This is a genomic window from Cellulomonas sp. NPDC058312 (genome assembly GCF_042880135.1).
GTDB lineage: Bacteria > Actinomycetota > Actinomycetes > Actinomycetales > Cellulomonadaceae > Cellulomonas.
Genome location: NZ_JBHVZE010000001.1, coordinates 135,620 through 156,219 on the forward strand (window position 1 = coordinate 135,620; position 20,600 = coordinate 156,219).

19 protein-coding genes are annotated in these 20,600 nt (G+C 75.4%); 11 read left to right on the forward strand and 8 right to left on the reverse strand.

All coding sequences use genetic code 11. The features are described from left to right. The first annotated feature begins 222 nt into the window (after nucleotides 1-222). A complete protein-coding gene (eda, locus tag ACFVXN_RS00650; RefSeq protein WP_389225699.1) occupies nucleotides 223-870 on the forward strand; it encodes a bifunctional 4-hydroxy-2-oxoglutarate aldolase/2-dehydro-3-deoxy-phosphogluconate aldolase in 648 nt (215 codons plus the stop codon). Between the two features lie 67 nt (nucleotides 871-937). Then, nucleotides 938-2,038, forward strand: a complete 1,101-nt coding sequence (locus tag ACFVXN_RS00655) for a sugar kinase (RefSeq protein WP_389225702.1) — start codon at nucleotides 938-940, stop codon at nucleotides 2,036-2,038. A gap of 98 nt (nucleotides 2,039-2,136) precedes the next feature. Here the strand turns inward: ACFVXN_RS00655 and glpK are convergent, their stop codons facing one another. From glpK to ACFVXN_RS00670, 3 genes are all read right to left on the reverse strand, one after another. Next, on the reverse strand, nucleotides 2,137-3,657 hold the full coding sequence (gene glpK, locus ACFVXN_RS00660; RefSeq protein ID WP_389225705.1) for a glycerol kinase GlpK: 1,521 nt from the start codon (nucleotides 3,655-3,657) through the stop codon (nucleotides 2,137-2,139). A gap of 218 nt (nucleotides 3,658-3,875) precedes the next feature. After that, nucleotides 3,876-4,622 (reverse strand): MIP/aquaporin family protein, encoded by a 747-nt coding sequence (locus ACFVXN_RS00665; RefSeq protein ID WP_389225708.1) that lies wholly within the window; start codon nucleotides 4,620-4,622, stop codon nucleotides 3,876-3,878. A 109-nt stretch (nucleotides 4,623-4,731) separates the two neighbouring features. After that, nucleotides 4,732-6,549 (reverse strand): glycerol-3-phosphate dehydrogenase/oxidase, encoded by a 1,818-nt coding sequence (locus tag ACFVXN_RS00670; RefSeq protein ID WP_389225711.1) that lies wholly within the window; start codon nucleotides 6,547-6,549, stop codon nucleotides 4,732-4,734. A 194-nt stretch (nucleotides 6,550-6,743) separates the two neighbouring features. Here ACFVXN_RS00670 and ACFVXN_RS00675 point away from each other — a divergent pair, with 194 nt between their 5' ends. From ACFVXN_RS00675 to ACFVXN_RS00685, 3 genes are all read left to right on the forward strand, one after another. Further along, the gene (locus ACFVXN_RS00675) at nucleotides 6,744-7,694 is read left to right on the forward strand and encodes a sugar-binding transcriptional regulator (RefSeq protein WP_389225714.1); all 951 of its coding nucleotides are present in this window, start codon (nucleotides 6,744-6,746) and stop codon (nucleotides 7,692-7,694) included. Nucleotides 7,695-7,766: 72 nt separating this feature from the next. Beyond that, complete coding sequence (locus ACFVXN_RS00680; protein ID WP_389225717.1) at nucleotides 7,767-8,471, forward strand: TetR/AcrR family transcriptional regulator; 705 nt, start codon at nucleotides 7,767-7,769, stop codon at nucleotides 8,469-8,471. Between the two features lie 41 nt (nucleotides 8,472-8,512). Then, the gene (locus ACFVXN_RS00685) at nucleotides 8,513-9,061 is read left to right on the forward strand and encodes an amino-acid N-acetyltransferase (RefSeq protein ID WP_389227795.1); all 549 of its coding nucleotides are present in this window, start codon (nucleotides 8,513-8,515) and stop codon (nucleotides 9,059-9,061) included. A gap of 2 nt (nucleotides 9,062-9,063) precedes the next feature. On the opposite strand, the gene ACFVXN_RS00690 is transcribed toward ACFVXN_RS00685, so the two are convergent. Beyond that, complete coding sequence (locus tag ACFVXN_RS00690) at nucleotides 9,064-10,041, reverse strand: A/G-specific adenine glycosylase (protein WP_389225720.1); 978 nt, start codon at nucleotides 10,039-10,041, stop codon at nucleotides 9,064-9,066. A 282-nt stretch (nucleotides 10,042-10,323) separates the two neighbouring features. On the opposite strand from ACFVXN_RS00690, the gene ACFVXN_RS00695 reads away from it, so the two are divergent. Next, nucleotides 10,324-10,881, forward strand: a complete 558-nt coding sequence (locus tag ACFVXN_RS00695) for a hypothetical protein (protein WP_389225723.1) — start codon at nucleotides 10,324-10,326, stop codon at nucleotides 10,879-10,881. A gap of 58 nt (nucleotides 10,882-10,939) precedes the next feature. Here ACFVXN_RS00695 and disA read toward each other — a convergent pair whose 3' ends face one another. Further along, nucleotides 10,940-12,016: a DNA integrity scanning diadenylate cyclase DisA gene (gene disA / locus ACFVXN_RS00700; RefSeq protein WP_389225726.1), complete on the reverse strand. Its 1,077-nt coding sequence runs from the start codon at nucleotides 12,014-12,016 to the stop codon at nucleotides 10,940-10,942. A gap of 147 nt (nucleotides 12,017-12,163) precedes the next feature. Between disA and radA the strand changes: the two genes are divergently transcribed. The 3 genes from radA (at nucleotide 12,164) to ACFVXN_RS00715 (ending at nucleotide 16,011) form a co-directional block, all read left to right on the forward strand. Beyond that, nucleotides 12,164-13,573 (forward strand): DNA repair protein RadA, encoded by a 1,410-nt coding sequence (radA, locus tag ACFVXN_RS00705; protein ID WP_389225729.1) that lies wholly within the window; start codon nucleotides 12,164-12,166, stop codon nucleotides 13,571-13,573. 182 nt (nucleotides 13,574-13,755) lie between these two features. Continuing rightward, complete coding sequence (locus tag ACFVXN_RS00710; protein WP_389225732.1) at nucleotides 13,756-14,925, forward strand: hypothetical protein; 1,170 nt, start codon at nucleotides 13,756-13,758, stop codon at nucleotides 14,923-14,925. Between the two features lie 150 nt (nucleotides 14,926-15,075). Next, nucleotides 15,076-16,011: an aldo/keto reductase gene (locus tag ACFVXN_RS00715; protein WP_389225735.1), complete on the forward strand. Its 936-nt coding sequence runs from the start codon at nucleotides 15,076-15,078 to the stop codon at nucleotides 16,009-16,011. Between the two features lie 13 nt (nucleotides 16,012-16,024). Here ACFVXN_RS00715 and ACFVXN_RS00720 read toward each other — a convergent pair whose 3' ends face one another. From ACFVXN_RS00720 to ACFVXN_RS00730, 3 genes are all read right to left on the reverse strand, one after another. Then, nucleotides 16,025-17,626 (reverse strand): sensor histidine kinase, encoded by a 1,602-nt coding sequence (locus ACFVXN_RS00720; protein ID WP_389225738.1) that lies wholly within the window; start codon nucleotides 17,624-17,626, stop codon nucleotides 16,025-16,027. After that, nucleotides 17,623-18,357: a response regulator transcription factor gene (locus ACFVXN_RS00725; protein ID WP_389225741.1), complete on the reverse strand. Its 735-nt coding sequence runs from the start codon at nucleotides 18,355-18,357 to the stop codon at nucleotides 17,623-17,625. Before ACFVXN_RS00725 ends, ACFVXN_RS00720 begins: the two co-directional genes overlap by 4 nt. A gap of 79 nt (nucleotides 18,358-18,436) precedes the next feature. Beyond that, nucleotides 18,437-18,817, reverse strand: coding sequence for a VOC family protein (locus ACFVXN_RS00730; RefSeq protein WP_389225744.1), 381 nt, complete (start codon nucleotides 18,815-18,817; stop codon nucleotides 18,437-18,439). 389 nt (nucleotides 18,818-19,206) lie between these two features. Here ACFVXN_RS00730 and ACFVXN_RS00735 point away from each other — a divergent pair, with 389 nt between their 5' ends. Both ACFVXN_RS00735 and ACFVXN_RS00740 read left to right on the forward strand, forming a co-directional pair. After that, complete coding sequence (locus tag ACFVXN_RS00735; RefSeq protein ID WP_389225747.1) at nucleotides 19,207-19,425, forward strand: hypothetical protein; 219 nt, start codon at nucleotides 19,207-19,209, stop codon at nucleotides 19,423-19,425. A 112-nt stretch (nucleotides 19,426-19,537) separates the two neighbouring features. Then, entirely contained in the window at nucleotides 19,538-20,560 is a 1,023-nt protein-coding gene (locus ACFVXN_RS00740) for a phosphatase PAP2 family protein (RefSeq protein ID WP_389225750.1), read from the forward strand. Nucleotides 20,561-20,600 lie beyond the last annotated feature (40 nt).

Genomic DNA, 20,600 nt, shown 5'->3' on the forward strand with positions numbered 1-20,600 from the left:
ACGCCGAGGTAGGTCCGGCGCGTCGAGACAGGGCGCCCGGCGGACCTACCTCGTGCGAACGGACCTATCTCGGCGCCCGCCGGTCGGATCCGGCGCCTGCCGGCCGCTCGGCGAACCCGGGCGGCCCGGCGAGTCCGGCGTTGCCGCGGGAGGTCGCCGTGTGCCACGATGCGTTGCGGAGAGCGCAGCGTGCGTTGCGCCTGGCGAAACAAAGGAGTTCCGATGTCCGAGGTGCTGGAGCAGCTGGCGGCCCACCGGATCGTGCCGGTGGTGGTCCTGGACGAGGTCGCGGACGCCGGCCCGCTGGCCGAGGCGCTGGTCACCGGGGGTCTGCCCGTCGCGGAGATCACGTTCCGCACGGCCGCCGCGGCCGACGCGATCCGGGTCATGGCCGACCGCGGCGACGTCCTCGTGGGCGCGGGCACCGTGGTCAGCGCCGACCAGGTCGACCGGGCCGTGGCCGCCGGCGCCCGGTACGTGGTGTCCCCGGGGACGTCGCGCGCGGTGGTCGAGCGCGCCCAGGAGCACGGCGTCCCCGTGCTGCCCGGCGCGGTGACGGCCACGGAGGTGCAGGCCGCGCTCGAGCTCGGGCTCGGCACCGTGAAGTTCTTCCCGGCCGGCACGTCCGGCGGCCCCGCGGCGATCGCGGCGCTGGCGGCCCCGTTCGGAGCGTTGCGGTTCGTGCCGACCGGCGGTGTCGGCCCGGCGAACCTCGACCAGTACCTCGCGCTGCCGTGCGTCGCCGCGGTCGGTGGCTCGTGGATGGTGCCCCGCGACCGGGTCCGCGCCGGCGACCTCGCCGGCGTGCGGGCCCTGGTGGCCGAGTCCGTCGCGCTCGCCGCGAGCCTGCGCCCGCTCGTCCACGCCTGACCCGGCCGTCCGGCGCAGCCCCGGACCCGAACCCCCGCCCCGACACCGCCGTCCCGAGGAGAGCCCCGTGACCCTGCAGATCCGCCCCGCCGCCGACACCCGCTACGACGCCGTCTCCCTCGGCGAGGTGATGCTGCGCCTGGACCCGGGGGAGGGCCGGATCCGCACCGCCCGCCAGTTCCGCGCCTGGGAGGGCGGCGGTGAGTACAACGTCGCGCGCGGGCTGCGCCGGGCGTTCGGGCTGCGCACCGCGGTCGTGACGGCGCTCGCGGACAACGAGGTCGGCCGGCTGGTCGAGGACCTGGTGCTCCAGGGCGGCGTCGACACGTCGTACATCCGGTGGGTGCCGTACGACGGCATCGGCCGGGGGGTGCGCAACGGGCTGAACTTCACCGAGCGCGGGTTCGGGGTGCGCGGCGCGGTCGGGGTGTCGGACCGCGGGCTGACCGCGGCGAGCCAGATGGCGCCCGGCGACGTCGACTGGGACCACCTGTTCGGCGAGCTGGGTGTGCGGTGGCTGCACACCGGCGGCATCTACGCGGCGCTGTCGGAGTCGACCGCGGAGGTGGTGGTCGAGGCGGTCACCGCGGCGAAGCGGCACGGGACCGTGGTCTCGTACGACCTCAACTACCGGCCGAGCCTGTGGAAGGCGATCGGCGGCCAGGCCCGCGCGCAGGAGGTCAACCGCGAGATCGCCGGTCTGGTCGACGTGATGATCGGCAACGAGGAGGACTTCACCGCCTCGCTCGGGTTCGCCGTCGAGGGCGTGGACGAGCACATCTCCGCGATCGAGGTCGCCTCGTTCGCCGCGATGATCGACCGGGTCGCGGCGGCGTACCCGAACTTCCAGGTGATCGCGACGACGCTGCGTACCGTGCGGTCGGCGACGGTCAACGACTGGGGCGCGCTCGCGTGGTCGCGGGAGTCGGGCCTGGTGCAGGCGACGCACCGTCCGGGGCTGGAGATCCTCGACCGGGTCGGGGGTGGGGACTCGTTCGCGTCGGGCCTGGTCTACGGCCTGCTGGAGGGCGAGCCGCTGGCGACGGCCGTCGAGTACGGCGCCGCGCACGGTGCGCTGGCGATGACCACCCCCGGCGACACGACGATGGCGTCGAAGGCCGAGGTGCTGAAGCTGGCCGGCGGCGGGGGCGCGCGGGTGGACCGCTGACCGGACGGCCCCGCACGCCCGCCAGCCCCGCACGCCCGACGGCCCCGCCCCCCACGCAGGAGGGACGGGGCCGTCGGCCGTGCTGGTGCGGTGCGGCGTCAGCGCACGTCGTCGTCGACCCAGTCGAGGGTCTTCGTGACGGCCTTCTTCCACAGCCGGTACTGGCGGTCGCGCTCGTCGGACTCGAGGTTCGGCGTCCAGCGCTTGTCCTCGGCCCAGTTGTCGATGACGTCCTGCTCGCCCTCCCAGAACCCGACGGCGATGCCCGCGGCGTACGCGGCGCCGAGGGCGGTGGTCTCGGCGACCTTCGGGCGGATGACGGGCACGTCGAGGATGTCGGCCTGGAACTGCATGAGCAGGTTGTTGGCGGTCATGCCGCCGTCGACCTTGAGCTCGGTGAGGTCCACGCCGGAGTCCGCGTTCATCGCGTCGAGCACCTCGCGGGTCTGGAAGGCCGTGGCCTCCAGCGCCGCGCGGGCGATGTGGTTGCGGTTGACGTACCGGGTGAGGCCGACCAGCGCGCCGCGGGCGTCGGAGCGCCAGTGCGGGGCGAACAGGCCGGAGAACGCGGGCACGAAGTAGGCGCCGCCGTTGTCGTCGACCTTGTTGGCGAGGTACTCGATGTCCGGCGAGTCGGTGAACATGCCGAGGTTGTCGCGCAGCCACTGCACGAGCGAGCCGGTGACGGCGATCGAGCCCTCGAGCGCGTAGACCTGCGGCTTGTCGCCGATCTTGTAGGCGACGGTGGTGAGCAGGCCGTTCTTGGACTGCACGGGCTCGGTGCCGGTGTTCAGCAGCATGAAGTTGCCGGTGCCGTAGGTGTTCTTCGCGGTGCCGACCTCGAAGCACGCCTGGCCGAACGTGGCGGCCTGCTGGTCGCCGAGGATGCCGGCGATCGGCACGCCGGGGACGAACCCGCCCTTGCGCCCGTGGCCGTAGACCTCGGACGAGGACCGGATCTCGGGGAGCATCGACAGCGGCACGCCCATCTCCGCCGCGATCTCCTCGTTCCAGGTGAGCGAGTCGACGTTCATCAGCATCGTGCGCGACGCGTTGGTGACGTCGGTGACGTGGATGCCGCCGTCGACACCGCCGGTCATGTTCCACAGCACCCAGGAGTCGGTGTTGCCGAACGCGAGCTCGCCGCGCTCCGCCTTCTCGCGCGCGCCCTCGACGTTGTCGAGGATCCAGCGCACCTTCGGGCCGGAGAAGTACGTGGCGAGGGGCAGGCCGACGCGCTCCTTGTAGCGCTCCGCGCCGCCGCCGAGCGCCGCGAGGTCGTCGCAGATCTTCTGGGTGCGGGTGTCCTGCCAGACGATCGCGTTGTAGACGGGCTGGCCGGTCGTCCGGTCCCAGACCACGGCGGTCTCGCGCTGGTTGGTGATGCCGACCGCGGCGATGTCGGCGTAGGTCTTGTTGGCGCGCGACAGGGCGACGCTGACGACCTCGCGGGTGTTCGTCCAGATCTCGTTCGGGTCGTGCTCGACCCAGCCCGCCTTCGGGAAGATCTGCTGGTGCTCGGTCTGACCGACGGAGACGATCTGGCCGCCGTGGTCGAAGATGATCGCGCGGGTCGAGGTCGTGCCCTGGTCGATGGCCAGGACGTACTGCTCGGACATGTGTCTTCCTTCGCGTCGAGGTGGCCCACGTCGGGCGTGGGCGCGGCACCGCGGGGGCGGCGCTGCCGGGAGCGGTGCGGCACGGGGCCGCGGGGTGCGGCGACCGGGGCCGCCGCGGGTGACGGCCTGCGCCGCCGGGGGTGACGGCTCGCGCCGCCGGGAGTGCCGGCCCGCCCGACCCCGCAGGGGTGGGGACGGGCGGACCGTGCGTCAGGGGGTCAGGCGACCCAGGACAGCGACATCGCGACGAGGCCGCCGAGCACGCCGCCGACGACGGGACCGAGCACCGGCACCCACGCGTACGACCAGTCGGACGAGCCCTTGCCCTTGATCGGCAGCAGCGCGTGGGCGATGCGGGGGCCGAGGTCACGGGCGGGGTTGATGGCGTAGCCGGTGGGGCCACCGAGGCTCGCGCCGATCGCGACCACGACGAGCGCGACGCCCAGCGGGCCGATCTCGGCGGGGGTGTTGCCGCTGATCGCGACCCAGAACACCAGCACGAAGGTCGCGACGACCTCGGTGACGAAGTTCCAGCCCTTCGAGCGCAGCTCCGGTCCGGTGGAGAACACCGCGAGCTTGATGCCGGGGTCGGCGTCCTCGTCGAAGTGCTTCTTGTAGACCAGGTAGGCCAGCGCCGCACCGACGGCCGCGCCGGCGAACTGCGCCGCGATGTACATGAACCCGTTGGCGGCGTTGACCTCGATGCCGGGGGCGAACTCGTCCTTGCCGGCGGCCCACAGGCCCAGCGTCACCGCGGGGTTGAGGTGCGCGCCGGACTGGAACGCCACGTACACACCGGTGAAGACCGCGAGGCCCCAGCCGAAGTTGATGAGGAGCCAGCCGCCGCCGAACCCCTTCGTCTTCGGCAGGATCACGTTGGCGACCACGCCTGCACCCAGGAGGAGCAGGATCGCGGTGCCGAGGAACTCGGAGATGGCTGCATCACCGATCGAGATGGACTCCACGGTCGACCTCTTTCTTGACGGACGTCGTTGTCTCGCAGGGATCCGGCGGGTCGATCTGCGGCCTGCCGGAGTGCGGCCGGGGGACCGCGTCTACTTCAGGTACTGCTGATCATGTCCCTGCCGGGCCTGCGCTGGCAGGGGTCTGGGCCGACGAACCGGGCTTGGTCCCGGGCCGCACGGGGGTGGTGTGCAGGTCGACCAGCGGGGCGAGGTCCTCGGCGACGTCGCGCGCGGCCTGCGCGGCGGCGTCGTCGGGCTGCTGCGCCGCGGCGTTCTCGGCGTCCGCGCGCTGCCGGTAGGCGTCGATCTCGCGGGCGCGGGTCGCGTCGTCCCAGCCGAGGCGGGGGGCGACGAGGTCGGCGATCTCCTCGAGGGCGCCGACGCCCTTGTCCACCTGCTCGTAGTTGAGCCGGGTGCGGTGCATGAGGATGTCGTCGAGGTGCAGCGCGCCCTCGTGGGTCACCGCGTAGACGGCCTCGGCGCCGATGTAGGCGGGCGCGTGCGCCAGCGGCTCGCCGAGGCGCGGGTCCTCGTCGACCATCTCGAGCAGCTCGCCGAGCAGGGAGCCGTACCGGTGCAGCAGGTGGTCCATCCGCCCGCGGTCCCAGCCGTAGCGGCCGCCGATGTCGCGGGACTGGCGCTGCAGGACCTCGAGGCCCTCGGCGCCGACCAGCGGGATCTTGTGCGTGATGGACGGCAGCGTGGTGGCGCGGGAGCCGATCGCGAAGTCGACGGCGTCCTTGGCCATCACCCGGTAGGTGGTGAGCTTGCCGCCGGCGATCACCGTCAGGCCCGGGGTGGGGGAGGCGACGGTGTGCTCGCGCGACACCTTGGCGGACGACGTGCCCTCCTTGGTGCCGGGCTGGAGCAGCGGCCGCAGGCCGGCCCAGGTGCCGATGACGTCCTCGCGGGTGATCGGCCGGGACAGCACCGCGTTCGCGTGGTCGATGACGTAGTCGATGTCCTCGCTGGTCGCCACGGGGTGCGTGAGGTCCTGCTCGTACGGGGTGTCGGTGGTGCCGATCACCCAGTAGCGCGACCACGGGATGACGAACAGCACGGACTTCTCGGTCTGCAGGATCAGACCGACGTTGCCGGCGATCCGGTCCCGGGGGACGACGATGTGGATGCCCTTGGACGCCAGCACGCGCAGGCCGCCCTCGGTGCCGGCGAGCGACTCGGTCTGCTCGGTCCACACGCCGGTGGCGTTGATGACGTGCCGGGCGCGGACGGTGAACCGCTCGCCGGTCTCGAGGTCCTGCAGCTCGGCGCCGGTGACGGCCCCGCCGGAGGTGGTCGTGAGGCCGACGACCTGGGTGCGGGACGCGGCGTGCGCGCCGTACGAGGCGGCGGTGCGGACCAGCGTGGACACCAGGCGGGCGTCGTCGACGTTGGCGTCCCAGTACTGGATGGCGCCGACGGCGGCGTCGTGCCGCAGGTCGGGGAACTTGCGCTCGAGGCCCTTGCGGGTGACGTGCTGGTGCAGCGGCATGGCGCGCTTGCGGCCGCCGACGCTCGCGAGGGTGTCGTACAGGGCGATGCCGGCACCGACGTACGCGCGCTCCCAGACCCGGTTCTCCAGCGGGTAGAGGAACGGCACGGGCTTGACGAGGTGCGGGGCGAGGTCGCTGATGAGCAGGTCGCGCTCGGTCAGCGCCTCGCGGACCAGGTGGAAGTCGAGCATCTGCAGGTAGCGCAGGCCGCCGTGCACGAGCTTGCTGGACCGGCTGGACGTGCCGGACGCCCAGTCCTGCGCGTCGATGATCGCCGTCGACAGCCCGCGGGTCACGGAGTCGAGCGCGATGCCCGCACCGGTGACGCCGCCGCCGATGACCAGGACGTCGAGCTCCGGCCCGCCCTCCGTGGTCGCTCGCAGGGTCGCCAGCGCGTCGTCACGCAGTCGGGGGGTCAGTGCTGCGGTCCTCATGTCCCACTCCATCGCGGTGTTGCCGTGCTCGGCCGCCGGTCGCCGAGTCGCGGGGGACGAGTCGCCCGCAGACCGGGACCTCGGTCCTGTCTGTCCGCTATCGTCACCACAGACGAACAGACGCGCAACCGCAGTGCACGAATGTGCAGGACCGAGGTCCCAGGGATGGGACGACGACGAGGAGGTCGTGGGTCGTGGCAGACCGGGAGCAGGACGTGCTGCGCGCGGCGTCCATGTACTACCTGCAGGACGTCAAGATGGAGGTCATCGCCCGGCACCTGGGGACCTCCCGCTCCACGGTGTCCCGGCTGCTGAAGCGCGCGCGCGACACCGGGCTCGTCGAGATCACGCTGCGGCCGTCCAGCACCCGCGCGCCGAGCCTCGGCCGGTCGATCTCCGCGGCGTTCGGCATCGACACCTACGTCGTGCCCGTCCCGGACTCCGGGGAGCAGCTCGACACGCTCGACCAGGTCGCCCGCGCCACCGCCCGGCTGCTGGCGTCCTGGTTCGACTCCGACATGATCCTCGGCGTCGCCTGGGGCACCACGCTCGCCGCGGTGTCCCGCCGGCTCCAGCCCAAGGTCACCCACGGCTCGGTCGTCGTGCAGCTCAACGGCGCCGCGAACACCCGCACCTCCGGCATCGAGTACGCCAGCGACCTGATCGCCTCGTTCGGCACCGCGTTCGGCGCGACCGTGCACCACTTCCCGGTCCCCGCGTTCTTCGACTACCCGGAGACGAAGCAGGCGATGTGGCGGGAGCGGTCCGTGCGACGCGTGCTCGACGAGCAGTCCCGCGCCGACATCGCGCTGTTCTCGGTCGGCTCCGTCGCCGGGTCGGTGCCCTCGCACGTGTACTCCGCGGGCTACCTCGACGACGACGACGTGACGCTGCTGCACGACCAGGCCGTGGTCGGCGACGTGTGCACGGTGTTCCTGCGCGCCGACGGGTCCTGGCGCGACGTCCCCCTGAACGCGCGCGCGACCGGGCCGTCCCCCGACCAGCTCCGCCGCATCCCGCGCCGGCTGTGCGCGGTCGCCGGGGACAACAAGGCCGTGCCGCTGCTCGCCGCGCTGCGCGCCGGGACGATGACCGACCTGGTCGTGGACGAGCGCACCGCCGCCCGGCTGCTCGAGATCGCCTGACCGGGTGAGCCCGCGCGGGGCCGCCCGGGTCGGACACACCCGCGTGACACGCGGCTGCTAGCGTCCGCGCGCATGACCCCGCCCTCCGGCCGCCCCCGCACCGGGGCCGACCGCGACACCCGCGGCGCCGTGCTCGCCGCCGCCGCCGTCCTGTTCAGCAGCGTCGGCTACACCGCGACCTCCACCTACGCGATCGCCGACCGGGCCGGGGTGAAGCAGGCGTCGATCTACCACCACTTCCGCGGCAAGGACGCCCTGCTGCGCACGCTGCTGCTCGAGACGGTGCGCCCCTCGCTGGCGCTCGCGGACCAGCTGCTCGCCGAGCCCGGCGACCCGGCCGCGCGCCTGTGGGCGCTGTGCGACGCCGACGCGCGGTGGCTCGCGGACGGCCCGGTGAACATCGGCGGGCTGATGCAGCTCCCCGAGGTCGAGGGGGAGGCGTTCGGCGAGTTCCACGAGGAGCGGGCGGCGCTGCGCGGGCGGTACGACGCGCTCGTCGCCGCGGTGCTCCGGGCGGTGCACGGCCCGGACCGGGTCACCACAGGGGTCGCGCCGCCGGAGGCCACGCTGGTGTTCGGGCTCGTCGAGAGCGTCATCACCGCGCGGCGCACGGGCGGGACCGCCGCGGTCGCCGACCTGGCGCCGGTCGTCGCGGACGCGGCGCTGCGGGTGCTCGGCCTCCACGGACCCTCGCTGGGCGGGGCCCGGACCGCCGGCGCGGCGCTGGTGCCGGGCCTGGACCGCTGGGCGTCGGCGCCGGTGCACGACGTAGGTTGAGGGGCGTGACCGAGCCCGCCGCACCGCCGTCCGACGCACCGCTGTCCGCAACACCGTCGTCGTCCGCACCCACGTCGCCCGCCGCGTCGTCGTACCGGGTGCGACCGGCCCGGCCCGCGGACGTCCGGGCCATCCGCGACCTGGTGCAGCCCTACGCCGACGAGCGCATCCTGCTCGCCAAGGAGTGGGTCGGCTACTACGAGGCCGTGCAGGAGTTCGTCGTCGCGGAGGCGGAGGACGGCACCCTGATCGGCTGCGGCGCGCTGCACGTGATGTGGCAGGACCTCGCCGAGATCCGGACCCTCGCGGCCGCCCGCGCCTGGCGCGGCCGGGGCGTCGGGCACGCGCTGCTCGAGGCCCTGACCGAGCGCGCCCGCGACCTCGGCCTGCGGCGCCTGTTCTGCCTGACCTTCGAGGTCGACTTCTTCGCCGCGCACGGCTGGGGCACGATCGACGGCGCGGCCGTCCCGCCCGAGGTCTACGCGGAGCTGCTGCGGTCGCACGACGACGGCGTCGCCGAGTTCCTCGACCTGGCGCGCGTGAAGCCGAACACGCTGGGCAACACCCGGATGATCGTCGACCTGGACTGAGCTCAGGCGGTCGGGGCGGTCGTGGCGGTCGGGTCCGTGGCGGCCGTCGCGACCGCTGCCGGCAGGCGGTACCGGGGCTGCTCCGGGTCCTCGCCCGGGACGACCTCCACCAGGCGGTCGACGAGCAGCGACGCCAGGCAGCGGTCGCGCTGCACGTCGTCCGGCCACACCGCGGCCACCGCGTGCGCCGGCGCGGGCTCCAGGGCGTCGCGCAGCAGCGCCATGATCCTGCCCCGCACCTGCCGGTCGGTTCCCGCCCACGCCTGCGTCCGGCGGCGCAGGGCGTGCACGTCCGGCGGTGATCCGGCCCGCCGCCACGCGCAGACGTCCCGCACCGGGCAGGCGTCGCACCGCGGGGCGCGCGCCGTGCACACCAGCGCGCCGAGCTCCATCGACGCCGCCGCCCACCGTGCCGCGCCCGCGTCGTCGGCCGGGACCAGCTCCTCGGCCAGCCGTCGCTCGGCGACCGTCAGCGCCGGGGCCGGCAGCGCCTCGCCCGCCACCACCCGGGCCAGCACCCGCCGCACGTTCGTGTCCAGCACCACCGACCGCCGCCCGAACGCGAACGCCCGCACCGCCGCCGCCGTGTACGAGCCGATCCCGGGCAGCGCCAGCAGCGCCTCCTCGTCGTCCGGCACCGCGCCGCCGTGCCGCTCGACGAGCGCCCGCGCGCAGTCCTGGAGCCGCAACGCGCGCCGCGGGTAGCCGAGCCGGTCCCACGCCCGCAGCACGTCCGCCGGGCTCGCCGCCGCGAGGTCCGCGGGCTCCGGCCACCGCGCCAGCCACGCCCGCCACGCCGGCTCCACCCGGACCACCGGGGTCTGCTGCAGCATCACCTCGCTGACCAGCACGCCCCACGGGGTGCGGTCCGGGGCGCGCCACGGCAGGTCGCGCGCGTGCTCCTCGAACCACGCGACCACCGGCTCGCGGACCGCGGCGGCGGGTAGGGGCAGGACGGGGGAGGACGGCACGGACGCCATCCTCACCCGCCGGCGCCGCGCGACCGAATCGCCGCCCGCCCGCCCGCCGGTCGGTCAGCGCCGCCGAGATAGCACCGCGCCGCCGAGACAGGGCGGTAGGGCGCCCTGTCTCGGCGCGGAGGCCCTGTCTCGGCGAGCGGCGGGGCGCGCCAGGAGGCCAGGCGTGTCCTCGGGCGGGTCCCCGGGGGGTGCGGCGCGGCGGGCTACCGTGTCCGCGTCGACCGAATCGAGAAAGGCCGGGACATGGGCGTGCTGCGGCCGGAGGGTTCGCTCCCTCCGCGCGTGTACTGGGTGCGCCGGGCGGTCGTGCTGATCGTGCTGGTGGCGGTGGTCGTGCTGGCCGTCGTCGGGATCGGGGCGCTCGTGCGCGGCGGCGGCTCGGGCGGCGACGACACCGCGACCGGTGGCGGCACGACGACGCAGACCCCCGCGCCGGAGGAGACCGAGACCGGGACGCCGGTGTGCGCCACCGGGGACCTCAACGCCGAGCTCAGCGCGGACGCCACGACCTACGCCGAGGGCGCGCTGCCCACGTTCACGCTGCGGCTGACCAACGCCGGCAGCGTCGCCTGCCTGGTCGACGCGGGCGGCCCGAACCAGCAGGTCGCCATCACGTCGGGCAGCGACCGGATCTGGGCGAGCACGGACTGCGCGCCCACGGAGCCGCTGCAGCTGCTGCTGGCGCCGGGTCAGGCCGACGAGCGGCAGGTCCAGTGGGACCGCGTGCGGTCGGTCGAGGGCTGCGCGGGCGGGCAGTCGGACGCCCAGCCGGGGACCTACCAGGCGGTGCTCACGCTCGCCGGGGTCGTCACCGAGCCGGTGGTGTTCGGGCTGGAGTGAGCCCGGCGCGGCGGCCGGGTCCGGGCGGACCGCTCGGGATCGGACGTACCGCTCGGGCTCAGACGTACCGCTCGAGGATGCTCGACTCCGCGAGCCGGGACAGCCCCTCGCGCACGGCGCGGGCGCGCTGCTCGCCGACTCCGTCGACGGCCATGAGGTCGTCGATGTTCGCGGCCAGCAGCTTCTGCAGGCCGCTGAAGTGCCCGACGAGGCGGTCGACGATCGCCGCCGGCAGGCGGGGGACCTTCGACATCAGGCGGTAGCCGCGCGGGCCGGTCGCGGCGTCGAGCATCTCCACGCCGGACGGCAGGCCGAGCACGCGGGCGATCAGCGCGAGGTCGAGCAGCTCGGTGGAGTCCAGCGCGGCGAGCTCGCCCTGGACGGCGTCGACGTCGCGGCGGGCCGAGTCCAGGTAGTCGCGGATCACGAGCTCGCTGTCGCTGGTGATGCCGCCGGTGAGCTCGTCGAGCTGGAGGGACAGCAGACGCCCGTCGGTGCCGAGCTCGACGACGTAGCCGGCGATCTCCTCCGAGATGCGGCGCACCATCTCCTGGCGCTGCACGACGACGCACACGTCGCGGACGGTCACCAGGTCCTCGATCTCGAGGGCGGAGAGCGTGCCGCTGACCTCGTCGAGGCGGGACTTGTACCGCTCGAGCGTGGCGAGCGCCTGGTTCGCGCGGGACATGATCGCGTCGGCGTTCTCGAGCACGTGCCGCTGGCCGCCGACGTACAGCGCGATGATCCGCATCGAGGCGGACACCGAGATGACGGGCAGGCCGGTCTGCTTGGCGACCCGCTCCGCGGTGCGGTGCCGGGTGCCGGTCTCCGACGTGGAGATCGACGGGTCCGGGAGCAGCTGGGCGCCCGCGCGCACGATGCGCTGCGACGTCGGGTCCATCACGATGCCGCCGTCCATCTTGGCGAGCTCGCGCAGCCGGGTCGCCGAGAACTCGACGGCGAGCTCGAACCCGCCGGAGCAGATGCTCTCGACCGTGGCGTCGACGCCGAGCACGATGAGCGCGCCGGTCCGGCCGCGCAGGATGCGCTCGAGGCCGTCGCGGAGCTCGGTGCCGGGCGCGACCGCGGCGAGCGTGTGCCGCAGCAGGTCGTCGGGCGGCGTGGGTGTGGGCACGGCGCGATCCTACGCAGCCGGGCGCCGCCACGGGGGCTCGCCGCGCGCCGCGGACGTTGCGATGCGGTCACGGGTCGTCGCCCCGCCGCCCGGGTGGGTGCCGGGCGGCGGGCCGCGTGTCGGTGGCGGCGGCTAGCGTCACGACCCGTGAGCACCACGACCACGAAGAGCGCCAGGCCCGTCTTCCGCTGCGCCGAGTGCGGCTGGACGACGTCCAAGTGGGTCGGCCGCTGCGGCGAGTGCCAGACGTGGGGCTCGGTGACGGAGGACACCGGCCCGGGCGGCGCGGCACCGCGGACCGCCGTGATGGTGCCGCTGCGCGGGGCCGCGCGGCCGATCGCCGAGATCGACGTCGAGACGAGCCGCTCCCGGCCGACGGGGGTCGGGGAGCTGGACCGCGTGCTCGGCGGCGGGCTGGTGCCGGGCGCCGTCGTGCTGCTCGCGGGCGAGCCCGGCGTGGGCAAGTCGACGCTGCTGCTCGACGTCGCGAGCCGGGCCGCCGAGGGCGGTCGCACGGTCCTGTACGTGACCGGTGAGGAGTCCGCGGGCCAGGTGCGGCTGCGCGCGGAGCGGATCGGGGCGCTCGCCGCGACGCTGCTGCTGACGGCGGAGACGGACCTCGGGACGATCCTCGGCCACCTCGCGCAGACCGAGCCCGACCTCCTGGTGCTCGACTCGGTGCAGACGGTGGCGTCCTCCGCCGTCGAGGGTGCGCCGGGCGGTGTCGCGCAGGTCCGCGAGGTGGCGGCGGCGCTGATCTCGGCGGCCAAGGAGCGCGGGCTGCCGGTGGTGCTCGTCGGGCACGTCACGAAGGACGGCTCGGTCGCCGGACCGCGGACCCTCGAGCACCTGGTGGACGTCGTCTGCCAGTTCGAGGGGGACCGGCACTCACGGCTGCGGCTGCTGCGCGCGACCAAGAACCGGTTCGGCCCGACGGACGAGGTCGGCTGCTTCGACCTGACCGAGACCGGGATCGTGGGACTGGCCGACCCGTCGGGGCTGTTCGTCTCGCACGAGCGGCACCACGTCCCCGGCACGTGCGTCACGGTGACCCTGGAGGGGCGCCGGCCCCTGGCGGTCGAGGTGCAGGCGCTCGTCGCGCCGAGCATGCTGCCCAACCCGCGGCGCACCACCAGCGGCATCGACGGCAGCCGGCTCGCGATGGTGCTCGCCGTCCTGCAGCGGCGTGCGGGGCTGAAGGTCGGCGACCAGGACGTCTACGTCGCGACGGTCGGCGGCGCGCGCCTGGTCGAGCCCGCGGCCGACCTCGCGCTGGCGCTGGCGACGGTCAGCAGCCGGGAGAACGTGGCGCTGCCGCCCCGGCTGGTCGCGATCGGGGAGGTCGGGCTGGCGGGCGAGATCCGCCCGGTGACCGGGACGGCGCGGCGGCTCGCGGAGGCGGCGCGCCTGGGGTTCACGCACGCGGTCGTGCCGGCGGGGTCGATCGAGCCGGGCCAGGTCCCCGAGGGGATGCAGGTCGGGCAGGCGGCGGACCTCGGCGAGGCGGTGCGCCTCACCCGACCGGACGCGGTGCGGGTGCGACCGACGGCGGGCTGAGCGGGCGGCCTCGGGCGCAGCGGCGCGGGCCGGGGGAGCGCAGCGGCGCGGGGTCCCGGGCCGGGGGGAGCGCAGCGGCGCGGGGTCCCGGGCCGGGACGGCGGCGGCCAGTAGGCTGCCGCGCGGACGACGGGAGGGCGGGTGCGCCCCGCACCCGTGCAGGCGGCGCAGGGAGTACGTGCATGACCGACACCGACGGCACCCACGACGGGCGGGGCCCGGGCGGGACGACGCCCGAGGGCCCCTCCACGTGGAACCGGCCCACATGGGCCCGGCTCTCCGGGGACGCCGACTCCCCGCCGCCGGTCGCCGCCGCGCCCACGACCCCGGCACCCACGCCCCCCGCACCCACGACCCCGGCTCCAGCTGCCCCGGCGCCCGGCCTCGCCGCGCCGATGCCCACCCGGCGGCAGATCCGGACCGGGGCGATCCCCGTGGTGCCCGCGCCGCCCGCCACGCCCGCCGCCTCGCCCGCGCCCGCCGCCTCGCCCGTGCCCGGGGCCCCGACTGCGCCCGCCGCCGCGCCCGCCGCCTCCGCGGACCGTCCCGGCGAGGAGCCCCGCGCCGGCTGGACGCACCCCAACCTCGTGGGCCGCGAGCCCGGCCTCGCCGCACCCTCGTCCGCCGTCCCCGGGCCGGGTCCCGTGCCCGGTGACGACGCCGACGCCGGCGGCCCCGGTGACGGGACGCCCGGCCTCCAGGACGAGCCGCGCCGTCGTCGCTGGCCCCTGGTCGTGGCGCTGGTCGCCGCGGTCGTGGTGGTCGGCGGGGGCGTCGCCGGCTACGTGCTGACCCGCGAGGACGCCCCTGGGGCCGCGGCCCCCGCGGACGTGGTGCTGCCGTCGCCCACCGCGACCGTCGAGCCGGCCGCCCGCCCGGCGACGACCGCGTTCGCCACGGCGCTGCCCGCGACCGTGCTGCAGTACGCGCTGGCGTCGTCGGCCGACGACGTGGCGTGGCTGGGCCAGGGTGCGATCGAGGCGTACACCGAGACGTACTCGGACGGTGGCGCCGGCCAGGTCACGGTGCAGGCGGGGCAGTGGGAGACGCCCGAGGAGGCCGACGCGGTGCTCGCGGGCCTCGCGGCCGCGCTGCCGACCGCCCCCACGGCCGACGCCGATGGCGACCCCTCGACGGCCACCACCTCCGCCACCGCGGGCGCCGGCAGCACGGCCCCCGCGGTGCTCAGCAGCGGCGAGGTCACCGTCGACGGCACCGCGGTCGGCACGGTCACCGTCGTCGACGCGGGCGACGGCACCGGCGTGGCGCTGTGGCGCAACGGCTCGGCGGTGTTCCTCGTCACGGGCCCGGCGGCGGACATCGCGAACCTCTACGCCGCGTACCCGCTCTGACCTGCGGCTCCGCTCGGCCACGCGACCCCCTCCGCCGCGGCGGTGGGGGTCGCGTGCGTCGGGCCCGGATCGCGTCCGGACGGCCGGGGCGATAGGACGGACGGTGCACGCGCGGCCCCCGGCGGCTGCGACACCCCACCGAGGAGGACCATGACCCGCATCGGCACCACCGACCTGGACGTCCTGCCGCTGAACCTGGGCGGCAACGTGTTCGGCTGGACCGCGGACGAGGCCGCGTCGACGGCCGTCCTGGACGCGTTCGTCGCGGAGGGCGGCAGCTTCGTCGACACCGCGGACGTCTACTCGCAGTGGGCGCCCGGGCACGCCGGCGGCGAGTCCGAGGAGGTGCTCGGCCGGTGGATGGCGTCGCGCGGCAACCGCGCGGACGTCGTGCTCGCGACGAAGGTCGGCAAGCTCGACGGGTACCTGGGCACGTCGCGCGCGACGGTGCGGGGCGCGATCGAGCAGTCGCTGAAGCGGCTCCAGACGGACTACGTCGACCTGTACTACGCCCACATGGACGACCAGGACACCCCGCTGGAGGAGACGGTGGCCGCCCTGGGCGAGGTCGTCAGGGAGGGCAAGGCCCGGTACGTCGCGGCGTCGAACTTCAGCACGGAGCGCCTGGCGGAGGCGCTCCGGATCGCCGACGAGCTCGGCGTGCCGCGGTTCGTCGCGCTGCAGCCGCACTACAACCTGGTGCACCGTGACGAGTACGAGGGCCCGCTGCAGGAGCTCGCGGTCCGCGAGGGGCTGGGCGTGCTGCCGTACTCGTCGCTGGCGAGCGGGTTCCTCACGGGCAAGTACCGCGAGGGCGGTCCGGCCGTCGACAGCCCGCGCGCGGGGTCGGCGGGGCGCTACCTCGACGACCGGGGCCGGCGGGTGCTGGGCGTGCTCGACGAGGTCGCCGCGGCGCACGGGACGTCGGTGACGGCCGTGTCGCTCGCGTGGCTGCGCGTGCAGCCCGGCGTGGTCGCGCCGATCGCGAGCGCCCGCACCGTCGAGCAGCTGCCCGACCTGCTGGCGGGCGCGCGGCTGGAGCTGACGGCGGAGGAGATCGGCGCGCTGTCCGCCGCGTCGGCCTGATCGGGCCGGGCCGTCAGGCGACCGAGCCGGCGCCGTCCCCGCCGCTGCCGTCACCGTCGTCCGCCCGCGGCAGCCGCACGGTGAACGTCGTCGCGCCGGGGGTGCCGTCGACGTCGATGGTGCCGCCGTGCGCGGTGACGACGGCGTGCACGATGGCGAGCCCCAGGCCGGTGGACCCGGCGGCCCGGTTGCGCGACTCGTCGCCGCGCGCGAACCGCTCGAACAGCCGGGACCGCAACGGCTCCGCGATGCCGGGCCCGTCGTCGCGCACCCGGAGCAGCACCTCGTCGCCCTCGGTCAGGACGGACACCACCACGGTGGTCCCGGCCGGGGTGTGCACCCGGGCGTTGGACAGCAGGTTCACCAGCACCTGGTGCAGCCGGTGCTCGTCGCCGCGCACGAGGGCGGGCTCGGCGTCCTCGTCCTCGTCGCCGACGGGGAGCTCGAGGAGCCACGTGTGGTCGGGTCCCGCGACGTGGGCGTCCGCGACGGCGTCCGCGGCGACGCCCCCGAGGTCGACCTCGTCGAGCTCCAGGTCCCGGCCCGCGTCCAGGCGTGCCAGCAGCAGCATGTCCTCGACCAGCGACGTCATCCGGCGCGCCTCGGACTCGACGCGGCTCATCGCGCGCAGGGCGTCGTCGGGCAGGTCGCCCGGGAGCCGCTGCACCAGCTCGGCGTAGCCGCGGATCGACGCCAGGGGGGTGCGCAGCTCGTGGCTGGCGTCGGCGACGAACCGGCGCACCTGCGTCTCGGACTCGTGGCGGGCGGTCAGCGCCTGCTCCACGTGGCCGAGCACCCGGTTCAGCGCGGCGCCGACCTTGCCGACCTCCGTCGTGGGGTCGGTGTCCTCGTCGGGGACGCGCTCGCGGATGTCGACGGCCCCGCGGCTCAGCGGCAGCTCCGAGACGCGCGCGGCGGTCGCGGCGACCCGGTCCAGCGGGCGCAGCTCGCGGCGGACGAGCACGGTGGCGAGCGCGGCGGCCACCAGCAGCCCGGTCGCGGCGACGGCGACCTCCACGACGACGTACTCGTCGACGGTGGCCGTGACCCCGGCGACCGGGATCGCCGTCACCGAGGTGTCACCCCCGGACGAGATCACCGAGATCGCCCGGTAGGAGCCGAGTCCCGGCAGGTCGACGGTCTGCTGTACGCCGTCCGGGGTGATGCTGAGCAGCACGTCGAGCTGGGCGTCGTCGAGCTGCTGCACCGTGGCGTCCGCGTCGAGGTAGCCCGCCTGCAGGGTGCCGTCGGAGCGCTCGAACACGCTGACCGTCCCGACGTCCTGGCCCGGCAGCCCGAACGCGGGCGGCACGCCGTCGCCGCCGGACCGGGGGACGAGGACCTCGCCGGTCGCGTCGTCGGTCGGCGCGTCGGAGGGGATGCCGTCGGCGCCCGCGCGGTCCAGCCGGTCGGGTGCGGACGAGGCCCGCTCGCTGGCCGCCTCCAGCCGGTCGTCGATCTGGCCGAGCAGCGACGACCGCAGCGCGAGCGTCGACACCAGGCCCATCACCGCCGCGACCGTGGCCAGCAGCACCACCACGATCGCGACCAGCCGCCGGCGCAGCGTCCAGCGCGACCGACCCGGTCGGGCGGAGGTCGGCCCGGTGGGGGTCACGCCGCGGGCTTGAGCACGTACCCGACGCCGCGCAGGGTGTGCAGCATCGGCTCGCGGCCCTTGTCGATCTTCCGGCGCAGGTACGACACGTACAGCTCGACGATGTTCGCCTGGCCGCCGAAGTCGTACTGCCACACGCGGTCGAGGATCTGCGCCTTGGACAGCACGCGCTTGGGGTTGCGCATGAAGTAGCGGAGCAGCTCGAACTCGGTCGCGGTCAGCCGGATGTCCACACCGGCGCGGGACACCTCGTGCGCGTCCTCGTCCATCCGCAGGTCGCCGACGGTGAGCACGGCCTCCTCGCGCTCCGAGACCGCCCCGGCGCGGCGCAGCAGCGCGCGCAGCCGCGCGACGACCTCCTCGAGGCTGAACGGCTTGGTCACGTAGTCGTCGCCGCCCGCGGTCAGGCCGGCGATGCGGTCCTCGACGGCGTCCTTCGCGGTGAGGAACAGCACGGGCACGTGCGGGTGGGTGGCGCGGATCCGGCGCAGCACCTCCAGGCCGGACAGGTCGGGCAGCATCACGTCGAGCAGGATGACGTCCGGGTCCAGCGTCTTCGCCTGCTTGATCGCCGTCTGCCCGGTCAGGGCGTGCTCCACCTGCCAGCCCTCGTACCGCAGCGCGGTGGAGAGCAGCTCGGCGAGGGTGGCCTCGTCGTCGACGACGAGGGCGCGGACCGGCTGGCCGTCGGCTCGGGTGAGGGCGTCGCGCTGGAGCGTGGAGGTGGTCATGGCACGAGTGTGCCTGCGCGACCTGAGCCGTCCCTGACGTCGCCCTGTGGGTTTCCTGTGTGCCGGGACGACCGGGTGCTCACTCGTCCTCGATGACCGACAGCACGTTGCCGGACGGGTCGGTGAACCACGCGATCAGCGGCCCGCCGCCCCGGAACACCCCGTCCTCGTCGGTCTGGGTCGGGGTGCCCTCGTACCGCTCGAACACCACGCCCCGACCCCGCAGCTCCGCGACCGCCGCCGGCACGTCCGGGACGGGGAAGTTGAGGATCGTGAACGAGGCGGGCGTGTGCGCGTCGCCCTTCGGGTAGGCGAGCACGTTGCGGCCGCCCGCCAGGTGCAGCACGAGCATGCCGTCGCGTTCTTCGGCGTCGAGCCCGAGCACGTCGCCGTAGAACGCGCGCGCCGCGGGCACGTCCGCGACCGAGAACCCGCTGAATCCGTTGCTGAGGTCGAGCACGGTGGCCTCCGACGTCGTCGTCCTGTAGGTGCCCCCAGGGTGCACCCGGCGGGGGTGCGGCGTGAAGGTCCCGCGGCCCTCAGGTGCCCGTGGGCGCGTCCCCAGCCGGTCCTCAGGGTCCGCGCGTTCGCTGGGTCCCACGTCGCCCCGCACCGGGGCACCAGCGACCCGGGAGCTCACCATGACCGTCCTCGACGCACCTGTGCCCGCCGCCACCGTCCGCCCCCGCCGCCCCCGCCGAGCCCGCCGAGCCCGCCGAGCTGCCCGGCGACGACGGCGCGGGCGCGTGGCTCACCGCCACGGTCCGCCCGGCGGGCTCGTTCGGCCGCGCCGACGCGGGTCGGCTCCGCGCGCTGCTCGACGCGCTGTCCGCGTGCGCCTCGATCGTCGTGCTGGACCTGCGGTCGGCCCGCCTGCGCAGCCGCCGCGCCGCCGACGCCGTCGACGAGGCCGCGACCCAGCTCGAGGCCCGGGGCGGCTGCCTGCTGTGCGTGCACGCCGACCCCGAGACCCGCGCGCACCTCGCCGAGGCCGGCCGGCACGCGGTGCTGCTCGACGGCGACGAGGACGAGGCGCTCGCGGGTCGGGGGGTGGCGACGGCAGGGTGAGCCCCGCTCACCCTGCCCGTCCGCGCACGCCCCCCGGCGGTCGGGTGGAGGAATCGTGCGCGGCGCCCCGTCCGGCGGGGCTGCTGCGCCACCACCGCCTACCGTGGGCCCCATGACCCGCCCGACCGCTGCCCCGCCGACGTCCTGGCGCGGCCCCGAGCCGGACGGCGGCGCGCCCGGGCGCGCCGTCCCCGTCGACCGTCCCCGGCTGCCGGCCCGTCGTGCCGGGGCGATCGTGCGCCGGGTGGTCGCGGCCCTGGTCGTCGCCGCCGTGGCGGTGGCCGGCGTCGCGGTGTCGTGGCGGGTGTTCGTCGGGTCGGAGCGCGGCCAGGCCGTCGACCAGGCCGCGCTGGACGGCGCGCACATCGGGCAGAACCGGCTGTGGGAGGTCGCGGAGCCGGTGCTCGACGTGGTGTCCGTCGGGTTCATCGCGGGCGCGATCATCGCGTGCGCGGTCATCGCGTTCGTCCGGCGCCGGTGGGCGCTCGCGCTGGTCGCGGGCGGGGTGCTGGTCGGGGCGAACGTCACGACGCGGGTGCTGAAGACGATGCTGCTGGACCGGCCGGACCTCGGGTACGGCCCGGACTTCAACACGCTGCCGAGCGGGCACACCACCGCCGCGGCCTCGGTCGCCGCCGCGGTGCTGCTCGTGGTGCCGCCCCGGGCGCGCCCGTGGGTGGCGGTGCTCGGCGCGACCTACGCGGGCGCGACCGGGGTGAGCACCCTGGTCGGGCAGTGGCACCGGCCGTCCGACGTGATCGCCGGGCTGCTCGTCGTGCTGCTCTGGGGGGCTCTCGGGTGCGCGGCCCTGGCGCTGCGCGTCGGGACGACGGTCGACCGGCACCCGCCGACGGCCGCGCTGCCGGCGATCACCCGGGGTGGCAGCGGCACCGGGACCCGGGTCGCGGCGGTGCTGCTCGGGCTCGTCGCGGCGTTCGCCGGGGGTGCCGCGGTGGTCGCGCTGCGCCGGACCTGGTCGTCGCCGGACCCGGTCGGCACGACCGCCGCCCTCCTGACGTCGTACGGTGGCGGGGCGCTGGGCATCGTCGCGACGGCTGCCGCGGTGTTCGCGGTGCTGCTGGTGCTGCGACGGTCCGCCACATCCGGGTCGGACGCCGTGGGACCGACGTCGTAGAGTCACCCCGCACGGGCGGTGGCATGCTGTCCCCGCCTGG